A 14768-nucleotide genomic window follows, 5' to 3' on the forward strand; every position below is an offset into this window, starting at 1 on the left:
CGCTACCGGTCCACGCCCAGGGGGTCCGGTCGTGAGCGCCGGCGGTGGACCCGCCTGGTCGTTCCGCGGTGGTGAGTGGTTCGGCATCTTCGGGCCGAGCGCGACCGTCGTGCTGCCGCCGTCGGAGAAGGACCGTGTGGCCCGGCTCTGGGAGCTGGTCGACGACGGCGCCGGCTTCGACGAGACGCTGGACGCGCTGATCTCGGCCGGCCTGCGCGAGCTGCCCGGTTTCGTGCTGGTCAGCGACGACGACTCCGAGACCAAGGTCGTGATCCGCGGCGCCGCCCGGGTGCACCTGGCCACCGGTGCCGAGGTCGTGCACGTCGAGGGCGACGACGCGACCACCTGGGTCGAACGCAGCGTCCGCGGGGTGACCCGCGTCCGGATCGAGGTCGCGGACGAGGCCGAGCCCGCCGAGGCGCTGGACGGGGTCCTCGACGGTGGCCTGGTCCGGCTCGCCAGCGCCGAGCACCCGCCCGCGGTCGAGGAGGCCGAGCCCTTCGTCGAGGTCGAGCCCGAGGACGTCGCCGACCACGACGGGCTCACCCGCGCCCCGGAGACCGTGCCCGTCGACCTCGTCGCCCCGCGCGAGCCCGGGATCCCCGGCCAGCCGCCCGCTCCGCCGGTGACCGCCCGTCCGGTCGCCCGCCTGCTGCTGCCCGACGGCGACACCGTCGACGTCGACCGCTCCGTCCTGGTCGGCCGGGCTCCCGAGGCGAGCCGCATCGTCACCGAGGGCGAGCCGCGCCTGGTTGCGGTGGAGAGCCCGCACCAGGAGGTCTCCTCGACCCACCTGGAGGTCCGGCCCGGCTCCGGTGCCGACCACGGCTGCGCGGTCGCCACCGACCTCGGCTCGACCAACGGATCGGTCGTCGTCCAGCCCGGCCTGCCGCCCGAGGACCTGCGGCCCGGCGTCACCGTCCAGCTCGTCCCCGGCGCCGTCGTCGACCTGGGTGACGGCGTGAGCATCGAGGTCATCGACGCGTGAGCGGAGAGACCACCCCGCTCGCCACGGTCGCCGACCTCGACCGACGGTTCTACGCGTTCGCGATCGACCGCGCCGTCGCGTGGGGCATCGACGCCGCCGCGGCGGTCGTCATCGTCCAGCTGCTCATCGAGCCCGGCGACGTGTGGGCCGGGGTCGCGGCCATCCTCGGCGTCGTGCTCCTCGTCGGTGCGGTGTTCGCGGTCGTCCTCGGCCTCACCGGCAGCTCGCCCGGCATGGCGGTCTCCGCGATCCGGGTCGTGCACGAGGGCAGCGGTACGCCGATCGGCGTGCGCTCCGCGCTGCTGCGCCAGCTGATCCTGGGTGTCGCCGCGCTGCCGACCCTGGGGCTCGGTATCGCGACCCTGGCGTGGACGGCCGTGATGGACGCCGACGGCCGCCGCCGCGGCTGGCACGACCACGTCACGCACTCCGTCGTCGTGGACGTGCGGCCCACGCCCGAGGAGGTGGAGGAGCCCGACGTCGGCCCCCGCCACGTGGTGAACCTGACCGCCCTCCGGCTCGTCCCCGCGCCTCCTCCCGAGCAGGTCAGCGCCACGGCTCGCACGCCGCGGCCGGCCGCACCCGCGCCCGACGGACCGCCGCCGGCTGCCCCGCCGAGCCCGAAGCACGCCGCCGTCGCGACCGTTGCCCCGCCGGTCCCCGAACCGGCACCGCAGCCGGTTCCCGAGCCGGTTCCCGAGCCGGAGCCCGTCCCCGCCGCGCGTCAGCAGCTCGGCTACCCCCTGGTGCCCGAACCGCGTCCCGACGCCGAGCCGGCCGGCGGTGCGCACGCGGCGCGCGCCGTACCCACGTCCTGGCGGGTCAGCTTCGACACCGGCGAGTCCTTCCGGGTCGAGGGCCTCACCCTGGTCGGTCGGCGACCCGAGGCCCGCGCCGACGAGCAGGTGCGCCACCTGGTCGCGCTGCCGTCCACCGACATGTCCCTCTCCAAGACGCATGCCCAGGTCCAGGTCGCGGCCGACGGTGCGCTGGTCGTCATGGACCGCGGCTCGACCAACGGCTCGTTCCTGGTCCGCCAGGGGGTCCCGCGCGGGCTCCCGGCCGGCAAGGCCGCGACGCTCGTCGACGGCGACCACGTCCGGTTCGGCGACCGCGAGATGACCGTCGCGCGCGAGGGCTGAACCGGCGCTAGATTGCGCTGCATGACCTTCGAGTACGAGCGCACCGTCACCACCACGGCGTCCGCGGCCGACGTCTGGGCCCTCTGGAGCGACATCGGCACCTGGCACGTCTGGGACCCGTCGATCGAGCGGGTGGCGCTGGAGGGTCACTTCGCCGAGGGCGCCGCCGGGACGATGGGGCTGGCGGGCGGCATCGAGGCGCCGTTCACGCTCGAGGTCGTCGAGCCGGGGGCCCGCTTCCTGGACCGGCTCACCATCGGCGACCTGGTGATCAGCATCGACCACGTCGTCGCGGCTTCGGACGGAGGCGCGGAGGTCACCGTCAGCACCGTGGTGGAGGGACCGGGTGCCGACGACATCGGGCCGATGGTCACCGGCGACACCCCCAAGGCCCTCGCTGCGCTCGTCGGGATGGCCGAGCAGAAATCCTGACCGGACCTGTCGTAGCGGCGCCCATCCGTTCGTGGTGTGGGTGAGAACCCATCGAGAGGACCCCCATGCGCAGCCTGATCACCACCCACTTCGTCTCCCTCGACGGCGTCGCCGAGGCTCCCGGCGGCGAGCCCGGATACGCCCACAGCGGCTGGACGATGGACGTCGAGCCCGACCCGGCGCAGTACGCACGCAAGGGCCAGGAGCAGGAGGAGGCGACGGCCTTCCTGATGGGCGGGCGCTCGTACGACGCCTTCGCCGAGGTCTGGCCGACCATGGACTACTTCGCCGGCTGGAACGCGATGCCGAAGTACGTCCTCTCCAGCACCGTCACCGACCCGCAGTGGTACAACACCTCGGTGCTCTCGTCGCTCGACGACGTCCGGGCCCTGAAGGAGACCGACGGCGGCCCGATCTTCGTGCAGGGCAGCATGCTGCTCACCCAGAACCTGCTGAAGGCCGGCCTCGTCGACGAGATGCGGCTGATGGTCTTCCCCGTCGTCCTCGGCAGCGGCCGCGGGCCGTTCCCGACCGACGCCGAGGACAAGGTCAGGCTCACGCTCGTCGACTCCACGACGTACACGAACGGCGTGCAGTACCAGGTGCTCCGCACGCAACGATGAACCAACGTCGCTCGGCGTAGGTTCGGAGCATGGAGTCCTACGCCCAGGGTGAGACCGACCCGCCGCTGCTCGAGGAGACCATCGGCGCCAACCTGGAGCGCACGGTCGCGGCGCGTCCCGACGGCGAGGCGCTCGTCGAGTTCGCGAGTGGCCGTCGGTGGACCTGGGCGGAGCTCGACCGGGACGTGAACGCCGTCGCGCGCGGGTTGATGGCGGCCGGGCTGGAGAAGGGCGACCGGGTCGGGATCTGGGCGCCGAACTGCGCCGAGTGGACCCTCACCCAGTACGCCGCGGCGAAGGCCGGGCTGGTGCTGGTCAACGTCAACCCGGCGTACCGCACCCACGAGTTCGCGTACGCCGTCAACCAGTCCGGCATGAAGCTGCTCGTCGCGGCGACGCGCTTCAAGACCAGCGAGTACCGCGAGATGGTCGAGGCGACCGCGGGGGAGTGCCCGACCCTCGGCCGCACCGTCTACCTCGACACGGATGACTGGGCCGCGCTGGTGGCGAGCGGCGAACAGCTGCCCGACGGTGTGCTGGCCGAGCGGATGGCGACCCTCGCGCCGACCGACCCGATCAACATCCAGTACACGTCGGGCACCACCGGCCGCCCCAAGGGCGCGACGCTGAGCCACCGCAACATCCTCAACAACGGCGACTTCACGACCGAGCTGATCGACCTCGGACCCGACGACCGGCTCTGCATCCCGGTGCCCTTCTACCACTGCTTCGGCATGGTGATGGCCAACCTCGGCTGCACCTCCCACGGCACCACGATGGTGATCCCCGCGCCCGGCTTCGACCCGGAGATCACCCTGCGCGCGGTCGCCGAGGAGCGCTGCACGGGCGTGTACGGCGTGCCCACGATGTTCATCGCGATGCAGCACCACCCGACCTTCGCCGACCACGACCTCTCGTCGCTGCGCACCGGGATCATGGCCGGCTCCATCTGCCCGGTCGAGGTGATGAAGCGCTGCGTCAACGACATGCACATGGCCGAGGTCTCGATCGCCTACGGGATGACCGAGACCTCGCCGGTGTCCTGCCAGACCCGTTCCGACGACGACCTCGAACGTCGTACGGCGACCATCGGGCGGGTCCACCCGCACGTCGAGATCAAGGTCGTCGACCCGGTGACCGGCGAGACCGTCGAGCGCGGCCAGCCGGGCGAGTTCTGCACCCGCGGCTACTCCGTGATGCTCGGCTACTGGGAGGACGAGGAGAAGACCGCCGAGGCCATCGACGCCGACGGCTGGATGCACACCGGCGACCTCGCCGAGATGCGCGAGGACGGCTACTGCAACATCGTCGGCCGGATCAAGGACATGGTCATCCGCGGCGGCGAGAACGTGTACCCCCGCGAGATCGAGGAGTTCCTCTACCAGCACCCCGACATCGAGGACGTCCAGGTGATCGGCGTTCCCGACGAGAAGTACGGCGAGGAGCTCTGCGCCTGGATCAAGATGCGCTCCGGCGCCGACCCGCTCGACGCCGCCGCCGTCCGTGAGTACGCCACCGGCAGGCTCGCGCACTACAAGATCCCGCGCTACGTCCTCGTCGTCGAGGAGTTCCCGATGACCGTCACCGGCAAGATCCGCAAGGTGCAGATGCGTGAGGAGTCGGCCCAGCAGCTCGGCCTCGGCTGACGCCGAGACTGTCGAGACCCGTCAGATGGTCGCCCGGAGCGCCTCCTGACAGCCATCTGACGGGTCTCGACGACGAACCCCCACCCGAAATGGCCGGGCTCTGCGTGAATAGGGGTGTGGAGGACTTCGAGGCCTGGGTGCACGCGCGCGGCAGCGCGCTCGCCCGTACGGCGTACCTCCTCACCGGCGACGTCCACCTCGCCGAGGACCTGGTGCAGGACACCCTCGCGAGGGTCGCCCAGCACTGGCGGAAGGTCGGAGGAGAGCCGGACGCCTATGCCCGTCGGGTGATGCACAACCTGGCGATCGACCGGTGGCGCCGTCGCTCGGTGCGACCTCACGAGGTCGGTGGCGACCATCCCGAGGTCGGACGGACCGGACCGGACGTCGAGCGCCGTCTCGTGCTGCGTGATGCCCTCCTGCGGCTGACCCCGAAGCAACGAGCCGTGCTGTCGCTGCGGTTCTACGAGGACCTCACCGAGGTCCAGGCGGCGGCCGTGCTCGGCTGCTCGCCCAACACCGTCAAGTCCCAGACCCGAACAGCCCTCGAGCGGTTGCGCACCCTCGCCCCGGACCTGCTGGCCGACCTGGCCGGGGAGGAGTCCCGATGAGCGATCTCCAGCACCGACTGGACGACCTGGTCGCCGACGTCCCGGCGTACGTCGTGCCCGACGCCAGCGCCGCCTGGTCGGCCGGCGCGCGACGGCGCACCCGCTACCGGATCGCGGTCGGCGCGGTCGCCCTGGTGGTGCTCGCGGTCCTCGCCAGCGCGGTCACCTGGCTGCCCCGCACCCTCGACCCCGCACCCGCCGACCCCGACGGTGCCGGCGTCGACGGCTACCCCACGCGCGTCGACGACCCCTGGCTGCACCGCGACCTCCCCAGCCAGGCCGGGGCGGTGGCCGGCCTCATCTGGGGCGGGAACGGCACGGTCAGCGCTGTGTCCCCGCGCGGCCGCGTCTGGGAGGTGCCGCAGGACGCAGGGCTCCACGACTTCCCGGTGGCGCTGTCGGCCGACGGCACGAAGCTCGGGTACCTGGAGGCGGACGACCGGTTCGTGCTGCGCGACCTGGTGACCGGGGCGACCACGGTCGCGCAGGGTGTCGACGACGGCAGCGTGGCCGCCTCGGGGTCGGTGGGGGCGCCGTACGCGGTACGGCCGGGGCCGTGGGGCTACTGGTCACCCGACGCCACCCAGCTGTTCGTCGATGGAAGGTCGACCGCCGAGGGTGGAGCCACGGATGCGCTCCTCATCGGCGTCGACGGGACAGTCACCGCGGTGACCGGCCCGGTCGCCCGCGGCGACCACTTCCCGTCGTCGGCCGGGTGGACGAGGGACGGCGCGCTGGTCTGGCTCGCGACGAACGCAGACGGCGTCACAGCGGCGCGGGCGACGGTGGTCGTCACCTCGATGAGCGGTCAGGAGCTGCGCCGCGTGCCCCTCCGGCTCCGCGCCGAGGCGGGATGGAGCCCGATGTTCGGATACGTCTCGCCCGACGGCAGCCGGATCGTCCTGGTCGGCACCCCTGACACGTCCGCTCCGGTCTTCTCCCTCACCGACGGGCGGCAGGTCGGTGAGGTCGTCGCGGAGCTCCTCCAGTGCCCCGTGTCCTGGGCGCGCAACAGTCCTCGACCCGCGTTCCAGGGGAGCGACGTGGTCGCCGCGCGCGACGACGGAGGACGTCCGCTGATCACCGTCGACCCGGCCTTCGAGGCGACCTGTGCGACCTGGGCCGACGACGCGCTGTCGGGGGACGCCCGTCGAGGTGTCGCCGGCCGGGTGCTCGGGTCGAGCAACGCGTGGGCCGCCTGGCGCTGGCAGGAGATCGGCCTGGCCCTCCTGTTGCTGGGCGCCGTCGCCGCTCTGCTCGTCGTACGACGCCGTCGAAGGACGTTGGTGCCGACCTCCTAGGCTGACCCCATGGCAGATCAGCTGGTCGTGGGCTTCGACCTCGACATGACGCTGATCGACACGGCGCCCGGCTTCCGCGACGTGCTGGCGGCGCTGGGCGGTGAGCTCGGGGTCGAGTTCCCGGTCGAGGAGATGACCAAGCAGCTCGGGCCGCCGCTCGACATGCTGCTCGAGCCCTACCTCGACGCCGAGGCGATCCCGGCCGCCGGCGACCGGTTCCGCGCGCTCTACCCCGACCACGCGATCGTCGGCACGTCCGCCTTCCACGGGGCGCACGAGGCGATCGCCGCCGTACGCCGTCACGCCGGCCGCGTCGTCGTGGTCACCGGCAAGTTCCCCGCCAACGCCCAGCTCCACCTCGACCACCTCGCCTTCGACGTCGACCACCTCGAGGGCTGGGTCTGGGGTGTCGGGAAGGCCGACGCGCTGCGTCGCGAGGGCGCGACGATCTACGTCGGCGACCACGTGCACGACGTCGAGGGCGCCTTGGCCGCCGACGCGACCAGCGTCTCGGTGCTCACCGGCGGCTGCACCCGCGAGGAGCTCGAGGCGGCCGGCACCCACGTCGTCCTCGACAGCCTCGAGGACTTCCCGGCCTGGCTCGACCAGCACCTCCTGGACCTGCGGCTGGCCGCGCTCGACGAGGACCTGAAGCGCCGCGGCTCGGTCCTGGTCGCCTACAGCGGCGGCGCCGACAGCGCGCTGCTCCTCGCTGCCGCGGTCCGTGCCCTCGGCCCCGACCGGGTCGCCGCCGCCACCGGCTACTCCCACTCGCTGCCGATGTCCGAGCGCGACCCGGCCCGCGAGTTCGCCGAGAGCCTCGGCGTCGAGGTGCTCACCCCGGAGACCCACGAGATGGAGCGCGAGGGCTACCGCGCCAACGCGGGCGACCGCTGCTACTTCTGCAAGGCCGAGCTCCTCGACGTGCTCACGCCGATCGCCGCCGAGCGCGGCCTCGCCCACGTCGCCACCGGCACCAATGCCGACGACCTCGTCGCCGGCTTCCGGCCCGGCATCCGTGCCGCCGCCGAGCGCGACGCGATCACGCCGCTCGCCGACGCCGGCCTCACCAAGGAGCAGGTGCGCGTCGCGTCCCGACGCTGGGACCTGCCGACCTGGGACAAGCCGGCGGCCGCCTGCCTCTCGTCGCGGATCGCGTACGGCGTGGAGGTCACGCCTCTCCGGCTCGGCCGCGTCGAGCGCGCGGAGGTCGCCGTCCGCGCCGCGCTGGCGGACCTCGGCCTGGCCAACCTGCGCGTCCGGGACCTCGGCGACCGGGCGTCGGTCGAGGTCGACGCCGCCCTGCTGCCGCTCGCGCCCGAGGTCGAGGCGGGCCTGCTCGACGCCGTACGCGTCGCCGGCTTCGACGAGGTGGTCGTCGACCCCCGCGGATTTCGTTCGGGATCCATGAACGAAGCCCTCTAGGCGCGTCTGCTCATCCGGAGGTGCCTGCTACGCGGAGTTTCGCATCCGAGCTGGCGGCGTTGTCGGCGACTCGACGGGCCTCCGGCCCGCCTTCGCACCTCCGCCTTGCCAGATCGGCGCGAAACCCCGCTCGCGACGGCGCCGGATGAGCAGACGCCCCCTAGACTCGGCCACCGCAGCATCCGAGCAACCGAGAATGAGGTCAGACCCGTGCCCACTGGCAAGGTGAAGTGGTACGACGCCGAGAAGGGCTTCGGCTTCCTGTCGCAGGAGGACGGCCCCGACGTCTACGTGCGCGCGGAGGCGCTCCCGGAGGGGACGAGCCTCAAGGCCGGCACGCGGGTCGAGTTCGGGATCGCGCAGGGGCGCAAGGGCGACCAGGCGCTGCAGGTGCGCGTCCTCGACCGGCCGGCGTCGGTCTCGCGCAACCAGCGCGACGCCAAGCGCAAGAAGCCCGACGAGATGGCCACCATCGTCGAGGACCTGATCCGCCTGCTCGACGGCGTCGGCGAGGCCTACCGGCACGGCCGGCAGCCCGACCGCCAGGCCGCCAAGCCGGTCGCCAGCCTCCTGCGCGCCGTCGCCGACGAGCTCGAGTCCTGACGGACTAGTTCCCGGTCCGTACCTCGCGGGACGCCCGGCTCGGGCGCCGGACCAGCACGAAGACCGACCACGCAACCAGGACGGCGGTCGCGACCCCCAGCCCCAGGCGCGGCGGGTCGAGCGGCATCCCGATGCCGATGAAGCCGCCGATCACCCAGGCCAGCTGGAGTGTGGTGTCGCTGCGCGCGAACGCGCTGGCCTGCACCCGGTGCGGTACGTCGCGCTGGATCGTCGCGTCGAGCGAGAACTTCGCCAGCGCCTGACCGAGCCCGGCCACCAGGCCGAGCAGGATCAGTGCGAGCACGCCGTAGAGGACGAAGCCGAACACGACGACCGCGACGTCCGTGACCAGCACGGCCGAGACGGTGACGGACGGGTTGATCCGCTTCAGCATGGATGCCGCGATCACGCCCAGGAAGTTGCCGGCGGCGGCGCCGCCGACGACCAGCGCGGTGAGGACCTCGACGCTCCAACCGCCGATCGGGTTCTCGCGCAGCTGGAACGCCATGAACATGATCAGGAAGCCGGACATCCATCGCGGGCCGCAGTTGGCGCGCAGCGCGTAGGCGACGGCCGGCGGGATCCGGACGCTGCCGGTGCGGGCCCGTCCCTCGGCGCCTCCGCGCAGCACGAGGTCGCCCTCGCCCTCGCTGGAGTCGACCCGCGCGGGCAGCCGGACGGCTGCGACGGTCGCGGCCACGAAGAGCAGGAAGGCGTAGCGCAGCACCCACTCGGGCCCGGCCACCGACGCGAGTCCCGCGATCGGCGCCGACACGGCCACGCCGACGATGCCCGACATCGAGACTCGGCCGTTGGCCTTGACGAGCGTGAAGTCCCGGGGGAGCAGCCGGGGCACGGCGGCGGCGCGCGTGACGCCGTACGCCTTGGACGCGACGAGCACCCCGAGCGCGGCAGGGAAGATCCAGGGCGAGTCGGTGACGACGGCGCCGGCGAGCACCCAGCACAGGAAGGCGCGGATCGCCATCGTCGCGCCGATCGCCCAGCGGCGCCCATGGGCGAAGCGGTCGAGGAACGGCCCGATCAGCGGCGCCACGATCGCGAACGGCAGCATCGTCAGGCCCAGGAAGAGAGCCACCTGGCCGCGCGCCTCGCCCGACGGCACCGTGAAGAAGAGCGTGCCGGCCAGTGAGATCGCCACCGCCGCGTCGCCGGCGGTGTTGAAGAAGTGCATCTGGATCAGGCGGGACAGCCCGGACTCGCCCGCGCCCTGCGCCTCGGCGGCGCGTCGCGCCTGGCGCATCGTGTAGCGCCCGGCCCGCCCGGTCGCGCGGGCGGCACCACCCAGACCCCGGGTGACCCGGGCCCCGCGGCCCGTGGTCGGGGGGCTGCTGGGCTCGTTCATGGGCCCATCCTGCCCGGTCGGACCAGCCCCGACCTGACATCGACGTGCCCGATGCGTCATGATTTCGTCGTGATCACCATCGCGCGCCCGAAGCCCGACTCCGCCACCGTGGCGGCGGTCGACCTCGCCCGCGCCGCCCTCGTCGAGGAGGTCGGTGCCGCCGACGTCGGCGACCACCTCGGCCACGTGGTCGAGGGGGAGCGGGTCGTCACCCACCTGTTCGCCTGCGCCCGCGCGGGCTACGTCGGCTGGCAGTGGTCCGTCACCGTCGCCCGCGCCAGCCGCACCAAGGACGTCACGGTCGATGAGATCGTCCTGGTCCCCGGCGACCGCGCCATCGTCGCCCCGTCCTGGGTGCCCTACCGCGAGCGGATCAAGCCCGGCGACCTCTCGCCCGGCGACCTGCTGCCCGTCGACGACGACGACCCGCGCCTGGTCCCGACGTACTCCTTCGGCGACGACCCGCTCGACGCCGACGAGAAGGCGCAGGTCCGCGCCGTCGCGCAGGACCTCGGCCTCGGCCGGGTCCGCACCCTCGCGCCCGAGGGCCGCGAGCTCGCCGCGCAGCGGTGGTACGACGGCGACGGCGGCCCCGACGCCCCGATCGCCCGGTCCGCGCCGGACCAGTGCACGACCTGCGGCTTCCTGGTGCGCATCGCCGGGCCGCTGTCGGAGATGTTCGGCGTCTGCGCCAACGGCGACGCCAACGACGACGGCCGCATCGTGTCGTTCGACCACGGCTGCGGAGCGCACTCCGAGGTGCGGCTGGCCAAGAAGCACGAGCCGCTCCCGCCGCCTGTCCCCGTCATCGACACGATGACGCCGGACGACGTCGAGAGCTTCTGAGCGTCCGGCGTACCGAGATCTAGGGCTCCTCGCCCTCGATCTCGGCGATCGCGGCGTCCCGCTCGGTCCGTGCGACCCGGCGGCGCCGGCAGTACTCGAGCCCGATCAGGCCCAGGCCGACGCCGGCCATGCACGTCCACAGCCACCACAGGCGGCCGGAGTCCTCGAGCCGCCCGTAGAACGGCAGCAGGGCGAGGAAGCCGATGAACCACAGCGCGGTGCCGACCTCGACGGTGCGTACGCCGTCGACGTCCAGCGGCTCGACGTCCGCGATGAAATAGGTGCGGTTGCCGAACTCGTGCTGCAGCGGCTGGCCCTCGTCGTACTCCACGCACCCACGCTAGTCGACGCCCGTCGGGTCTGGAATGCTGCCGCCCGTGAGCACAACGAACACCACCCCCGCGAGCGGCCTGGACCGCTACTTCAAGATCACCGAGCGCGGCTCGACGGTCGGTCGTGAGGTCCGAGGCGGCCTCGTCACGTTCTTCACGATGGCCTACATCATCGTGCTGAACCCGCTGATCCTCGGCTTCGCCACCGACGAGGACGGCAAGGTCCTCGGCGGCGGGACCGAGCCCAACCTCGCCATGATCGCCGCCGGTACGGCGCTCGTCGCCGGCATCATGACGATCCTGATGGGCGTGGTCGCCAACTACCCGCTGGCGCTCGCGACCGGGCTCGGCCTCAACGCGTTCGTCGCGTTCTCGATCGCCAGCCAGATGACCTGGGCCGACGCGATGGGCCTGGTCGTGATCGAGGGCCTGGTGATCCTCGTCCTGGTGCTCACCGGCTTCCGGGAGGCGGTGTTCCACGCCGTCCCCGCCCAGCTGAAGGTCGCGATCTCGGTCGGCATCGGCCTCTTCATCGCCCTGATCGGCTTCGTCGACTCCGGTTTCGTGCACCGCATCCCCGACGCCGCCAACACCACCGTCCCGGTCCAGCTCGGCGCCACCGGCCAGCTGTCCGGGTGGCCCGTCGTGGTCTTCGCCTTCGGCCTGCTGCTCGTGATCGCCCTGTGGGTGCGCCACGTGAAGGGCGCGATCCTGATCTCGATCGTCGCGACCACGGTCCTCGCCGTGATCGTCGAGGCCATCGGGAGTCCGAAGGCCTGGAGCCTGACCACCCCGGCCTGGCCCGACAAGATCGTCGACACCCCCGACTTCGGCACGCTCGGTCACTTCAGCCTGCTCGGCTCCTTCCAGAACGTCGGGCTGGTCACGTCGGTCCTGCTGATCTTCACCCTCCTGCTGGCCGACTTCTTCGACACGATGGGCACCATGACGGCGATCGGCGCCGAGGCCGGCCTGCTCGAGGAGGACGGCACGCCGCCGAACACCCGTCGGATCCTGGTGGTCGACTCGCTGGCCGCCGCCGCGGGTGGCGCCGCGGGCGTCTCCTCCAACACGTCGTACATCGAGTCCGCCTCGGGCGTCGGTGAAGGCGCCCGTACCGGCCTCGCCTCGATCGTGACCGGGGTGCTCTTCCTCTTCGCGATCTTCTTGGCCCCCCTGGTCGCGATCATCCCGTCCGAGGCCGCGGTGCCCGCGCTCGTCCTGGTCGGCTTCCTGATGATGCAGCAGGTCAAGGGCATCGACTGGGACGACCTCGAGATCGCCATCCCGGCGTTCCTGACGATCGTCCTGATGCCGTTCACGTACTCGATCTCCGTCGGCATCGGTGCCGGTTTCATCGTGTACGTCGTGATCAAGGTCGTCCGCGGCAAGATCGCCGACATCCACCCGTTGATGTGGATCGTCGCCGCTCTCTTCGTCGTCTACTTCTGCATCAACCCGATCACCAGCTGGCTGACCTGACCTCGAGGGGTCGTCCGCTGCGGCGGGCGACCCCTCCTGTCGGTGGAATAGTTAGCATGGGTAATGAGTTATGCTAACGACATGCCCACCGTGGAGAAGGTCGCCCGCACCGATGCCGGGCTCGCCGCCGAGCTTCGCCTCGGCGTGATGCGGCTGCGCCGGCGCCTGGCCGGCGAGCGGCACCCCGACAACGAGCTGAGCCTCAACCAGATGGGCGTCCTCGGCGTCCTCGCCCGTCGCGGCGAGCTGACCGTCGGTGAGCTCGCCGCCGCCGAGAAGGTCCAGCCGCCCTCGATGACCCGCACGGTCAACTGCCTCGAGGAGAGCGGCGACGTCGTCAAGAGCGCGCACCCGACGGACGGCCGTCAGGTCGTCGTCGGCCTCTCCGAGCAGGGCCGCGACCGCGTTCTCGCCGACCGCGCCCGCCGCGACGCCTGGCTGGCCCAGCGTCTCCGCGAGCTCACCCCCGAGGAGCGCACTGTGCTCCGCCAGGCCGCCCCCATCCTCGACCGCCTCGCCCAGCAGGACTGACCAGAAAGCAGCATGAGCCCCACCTTCCGCGCCCTCCGCAACCCGAACTACCGGCTCTACCTCGCCGGTAGCGTCGTGTCGAACACCGGCACCTGGATGCAGCGGGTGGCGCAGGACTGGCTGGTGCTGCACCTGCCCGGCAACAGCGGCACCGAGCTCGGCATCACGACCGGCCTCCAGTTCCTGCCGATCCTGCTGCTCTCGCCGTACGCCGGCGTGATCGCCGACCGGTTCCCCAAGCGTCGGCTGATGCAGCTGACGCAGGCGACGATGGCGTTCACCTCGCTGCTGCTCGGCCTGATCGCCGTGCTCGGGGTGGCCCAGACCTGGCACGTCTACGTGCTGGCCCTCCTCTTCGGCGTCGGCGCCGCCTTCGACACCCCTGCCCGCCAGGCGTTCGTGTCCGAGATGGTCGGCCCCGACGACCTCACCAACGCCGTCGGCCTCAACTCGGCCAGCTTCAACGCGGCGCGCATCGTCGGCCCGGCGGTCGCCGGCCTGATGATCGGCGCGCTGGGCGGCGGCCCCGAGGCCACCGGCTGGGTGATCCTGATCAACGCCTTCTCCTACCTCGCGGTGATCTGGCAGCTCGAGCGGATGGACGTCACCCTGCTGCAGTCGCCGAAGCGGCGACCGCGCGAGCCCGGCATGCTCGTCGAGGGGGTCCGCTACGTCCGCAGCCAGCCGAAGATGATCCTGATCCTGGTGATCGTGTTCTTCGCCGGCACCTTCGGCATGAACTTCCAGATCACCTCGGCCCTGATGGCCACCGAGGTGTTCGGCAAGGGCGCCGGCGAGTTCGGCCTGCTCGGCTCCGCGATGGCGGTCGGCTCCCTGACCGCCGCCCTGCTGAACGCGCGACGGACCCGGATCCGCCTGCGGCTGGTGATCGTGGCCGGCGTCGCCTTCGGCCTGGCCGAGATCGTCGCGGGCCTGCTCCCGACGTACCTGACGTTCGCGCTCTTCGCCCCGGTCATCGGCTTCTTCGCCCTGACCATGCTCAACTCCGCCAACGCCACCATGCAGACCGAGTCCGACCCGGCGCTGCGCGGCCGCGTGATGGCGCTCTACTTCACCGTCGTCATGGGCGGTACGCCGCTGGGCGCCCCCGTGATCGGGTGGATCGGCCAGCACCTCGGCGCCCGCTGGACCCTGGTCGTGGGCGGCGCGCTCTGCGTCGTGGGTGTGCTCCTCGCGGTGGCGATCTACGAGCGGCTGCGCCGAGGCTCGGACGCTGGGATCGAGGCCCGGGACGACGCGGTGCTCGCGCTCCGCTGAGCGTGCCGACGGCGTTTTGACCGTGCTAGGGGCCCCGGGTAGTCTTTTTCCTTGTGTCTGGGACAACCGGACCGCTGTGCGTGCCCGGAAACGTTCGGGCGATCACGATGCTCCTGTCAGGCGACACGCCCGACCTCGGGGGCTAGCCCAGCGGGTTGACCTAGC

At 72.1% G+C, this 14768-nt stretch carries 15 protein-coding genes; 13 read left to right on the forward strand and 2 right to left on the reverse strand.

The window, feature by feature from the left end:
* The first annotated feature begins 31 nt into the window (after nucleotides 1–31).
* From ACFPYL_RS15625 to ACFPYL_RS15665, 9 genes are all read left to right on the forward strand, one after another.
* On the forward strand, nucleotides 32–988 hold the full coding sequence (locus ACFPYL_RS15625) for a hypothetical protein (RefSeq protein ID WP_379156087.1): 957 nt from the start codon (nucleotides 32–34) through the stop codon (nucleotides 986–988).
* Nucleotides 985–2130 (forward strand): RDD family protein, encoded by a 1146-nt coding sequence (locus ACFPYL_RS15630; RefSeq protein WP_379156090.1) that lies wholly within the window; start codon nucleotides 985–987, stop codon nucleotides 2128–2130. The genes ACFPYL_RS15625 and ACFPYL_RS15630 overlap by 4 nt, the downstream gene beginning before the upstream one ends.
* A gap of 21 nt (nucleotides 2131–2151) precedes the next feature.
* Complete coding sequence (locus tag ACFPYL_RS15635) at nucleotides 2152–2562, forward strand: SRPBCC family protein (RefSeq protein WP_379156092.1); 411 nt, start codon at nucleotides 2152–2154, stop codon at nucleotides 2560–2562.
* A gap of 65 nt (nucleotides 2563–2627) precedes the next feature.
* Nucleotides 2628–3185 (forward strand): dihydrofolate reductase family protein, encoded by a 558-nt coding sequence (locus ACFPYL_RS15640; RefSeq protein ID WP_379156094.1) that lies wholly within the window; start codon nucleotides 2628–2630, stop codon nucleotides 3183–3185.
* Between the two features lie 29 nt (nucleotides 3186–3214).
* Nucleotides 3215–4831: an AMP-binding protein gene (locus ACFPYL_RS15645; RefSeq protein WP_379156097.1), complete on the forward strand. Its 1617-nt coding sequence runs from the start codon at nucleotides 3215–3217 to the stop codon at nucleotides 4829–4831.
* Nucleotides 4832–4947: 116 nt separating this feature from the next.
* On the forward strand, nucleotides 4948–5442 hold the full coding sequence (locus ACFPYL_RS15650; RefSeq protein ID WP_379156100.1) for a SigE family RNA polymerase sigma factor: 495 nt from the start codon (nucleotides 4948–4950) through the stop codon (nucleotides 5440–5442).
* Entirely contained in the window at nucleotides 5439–6743 is a 1305-nt protein-coding gene (locus ACFPYL_RS15655) for a hypothetical protein (protein ID WP_379156103.1), read from the forward strand. The genes ACFPYL_RS15650 and ACFPYL_RS15655 overlap by 4 nt, the downstream gene beginning before the upstream one ends.
* 9 nt (nucleotides 6744–6752) lie before the next feature.
* Entirely contained in the window at nucleotides 6753–8168 is a 1416-nt protein-coding gene (gene larE / locus ACFPYL_RS15660; protein WP_379156104.1) for an ATP-dependent sacrificial sulfur transferase LarE, read from the forward strand.
* A gap of 210 nt (nucleotides 8169–8378) precedes the next feature.
* Nucleotides 8379–8771, forward strand: a complete 393-nt coding sequence (locus tag ACFPYL_RS15665) for a cold-shock protein (protein ID WP_379156107.1) — start codon at nucleotides 8379–8381, stop codon at nucleotides 8769–8771.
* A 4-nt stretch (nucleotides 8772–8775) separates the two neighbouring features.
* Here ACFPYL_RS15665 and ACFPYL_RS15670 read toward each other — a convergent pair whose 3' ends face one another.
* Nucleotides 8776–10134 carry an MFS transporter gene (locus ACFPYL_RS15670; protein WP_379156110.1) on the reverse strand — a complete coding sequence of 453 codons (1359 nt, stop codon included), beginning with the start codon at nucleotides 10132–10134 and terminating at the stop codon, nucleotides 8776–8778.
* A gap of 51 nt (nucleotides 10135–10185) precedes the next feature.
* Here ACFPYL_RS15670 and ACFPYL_RS15675 point away from each other — a divergent pair, with 51 nt between their 5' ends.
* Nucleotides 10186–10980: a DUF3027 domain-containing protein gene (locus ACFPYL_RS15675; protein WP_379156112.1), complete on the forward strand. Its 795-nt coding sequence runs from the start codon at nucleotides 10186–10188 to the stop codon at nucleotides 10978–10980.
* 19 nt (nucleotides 10981–10999) lie between these two features.
* Here the strand turns inward: ACFPYL_RS15675 and ACFPYL_RS15680 are convergent, their stop codons facing one another.
* Complete coding sequence (locus tag ACFPYL_RS15680; protein ID WP_379156114.1) at nucleotides 11000–11311, reverse strand: DUF2530 domain-containing protein; 312 nt, start codon at nucleotides 11309–11311, stop codon at nucleotides 11000–11002.
* Between the two features lie 34 nt (nucleotides 11312–11345).
* Here ACFPYL_RS15680 and ACFPYL_RS15685 point away from each other — a divergent pair, with 34 nt between their 5' ends.
* From ACFPYL_RS15685 to ACFPYL_RS15695, 3 genes are all read left to right on the forward strand, one after another.
* Nucleotides 11346–12794 (forward strand): NCS2 family permease, encoded by a 1449-nt coding sequence (locus ACFPYL_RS15685; RefSeq protein ID WP_379156117.1) that lies wholly within the window; start codon nucleotides 11346–11348, stop codon nucleotides 12792–12794.
* An 81-nt stretch (nucleotides 12795–12875) separates the two neighbouring features.
* Entirely contained in the window at nucleotides 12876–13325 is a 450-nt protein-coding gene (locus tag ACFPYL_RS15690; RefSeq protein WP_379156119.1) for a MarR family winged helix-turn-helix transcriptional regulator, read from the forward strand.
* A 12-nt stretch (nucleotides 13326–13337) separates the two neighbouring features.
* On the forward strand, nucleotides 13338–14603 hold the full coding sequence (locus tag ACFPYL_RS15695; RefSeq protein ID WP_379156122.1) for an MFS transporter: 1266 nt from the start codon (nucleotides 13338–13340) through the stop codon (nucleotides 14601–14603).
* Nucleotides 14604–14768 lie beyond the last annotated feature (165 nt).

The organism is Nocardioides hankookensis, from assembly GCF_042658885.1.
Taxonomy (GTDB): Bacteria; Actinomycetota; Actinomycetes; order Propionibacteriales; family Nocardioidaceae; genus Nocardioides; species Nocardioides hankookensis.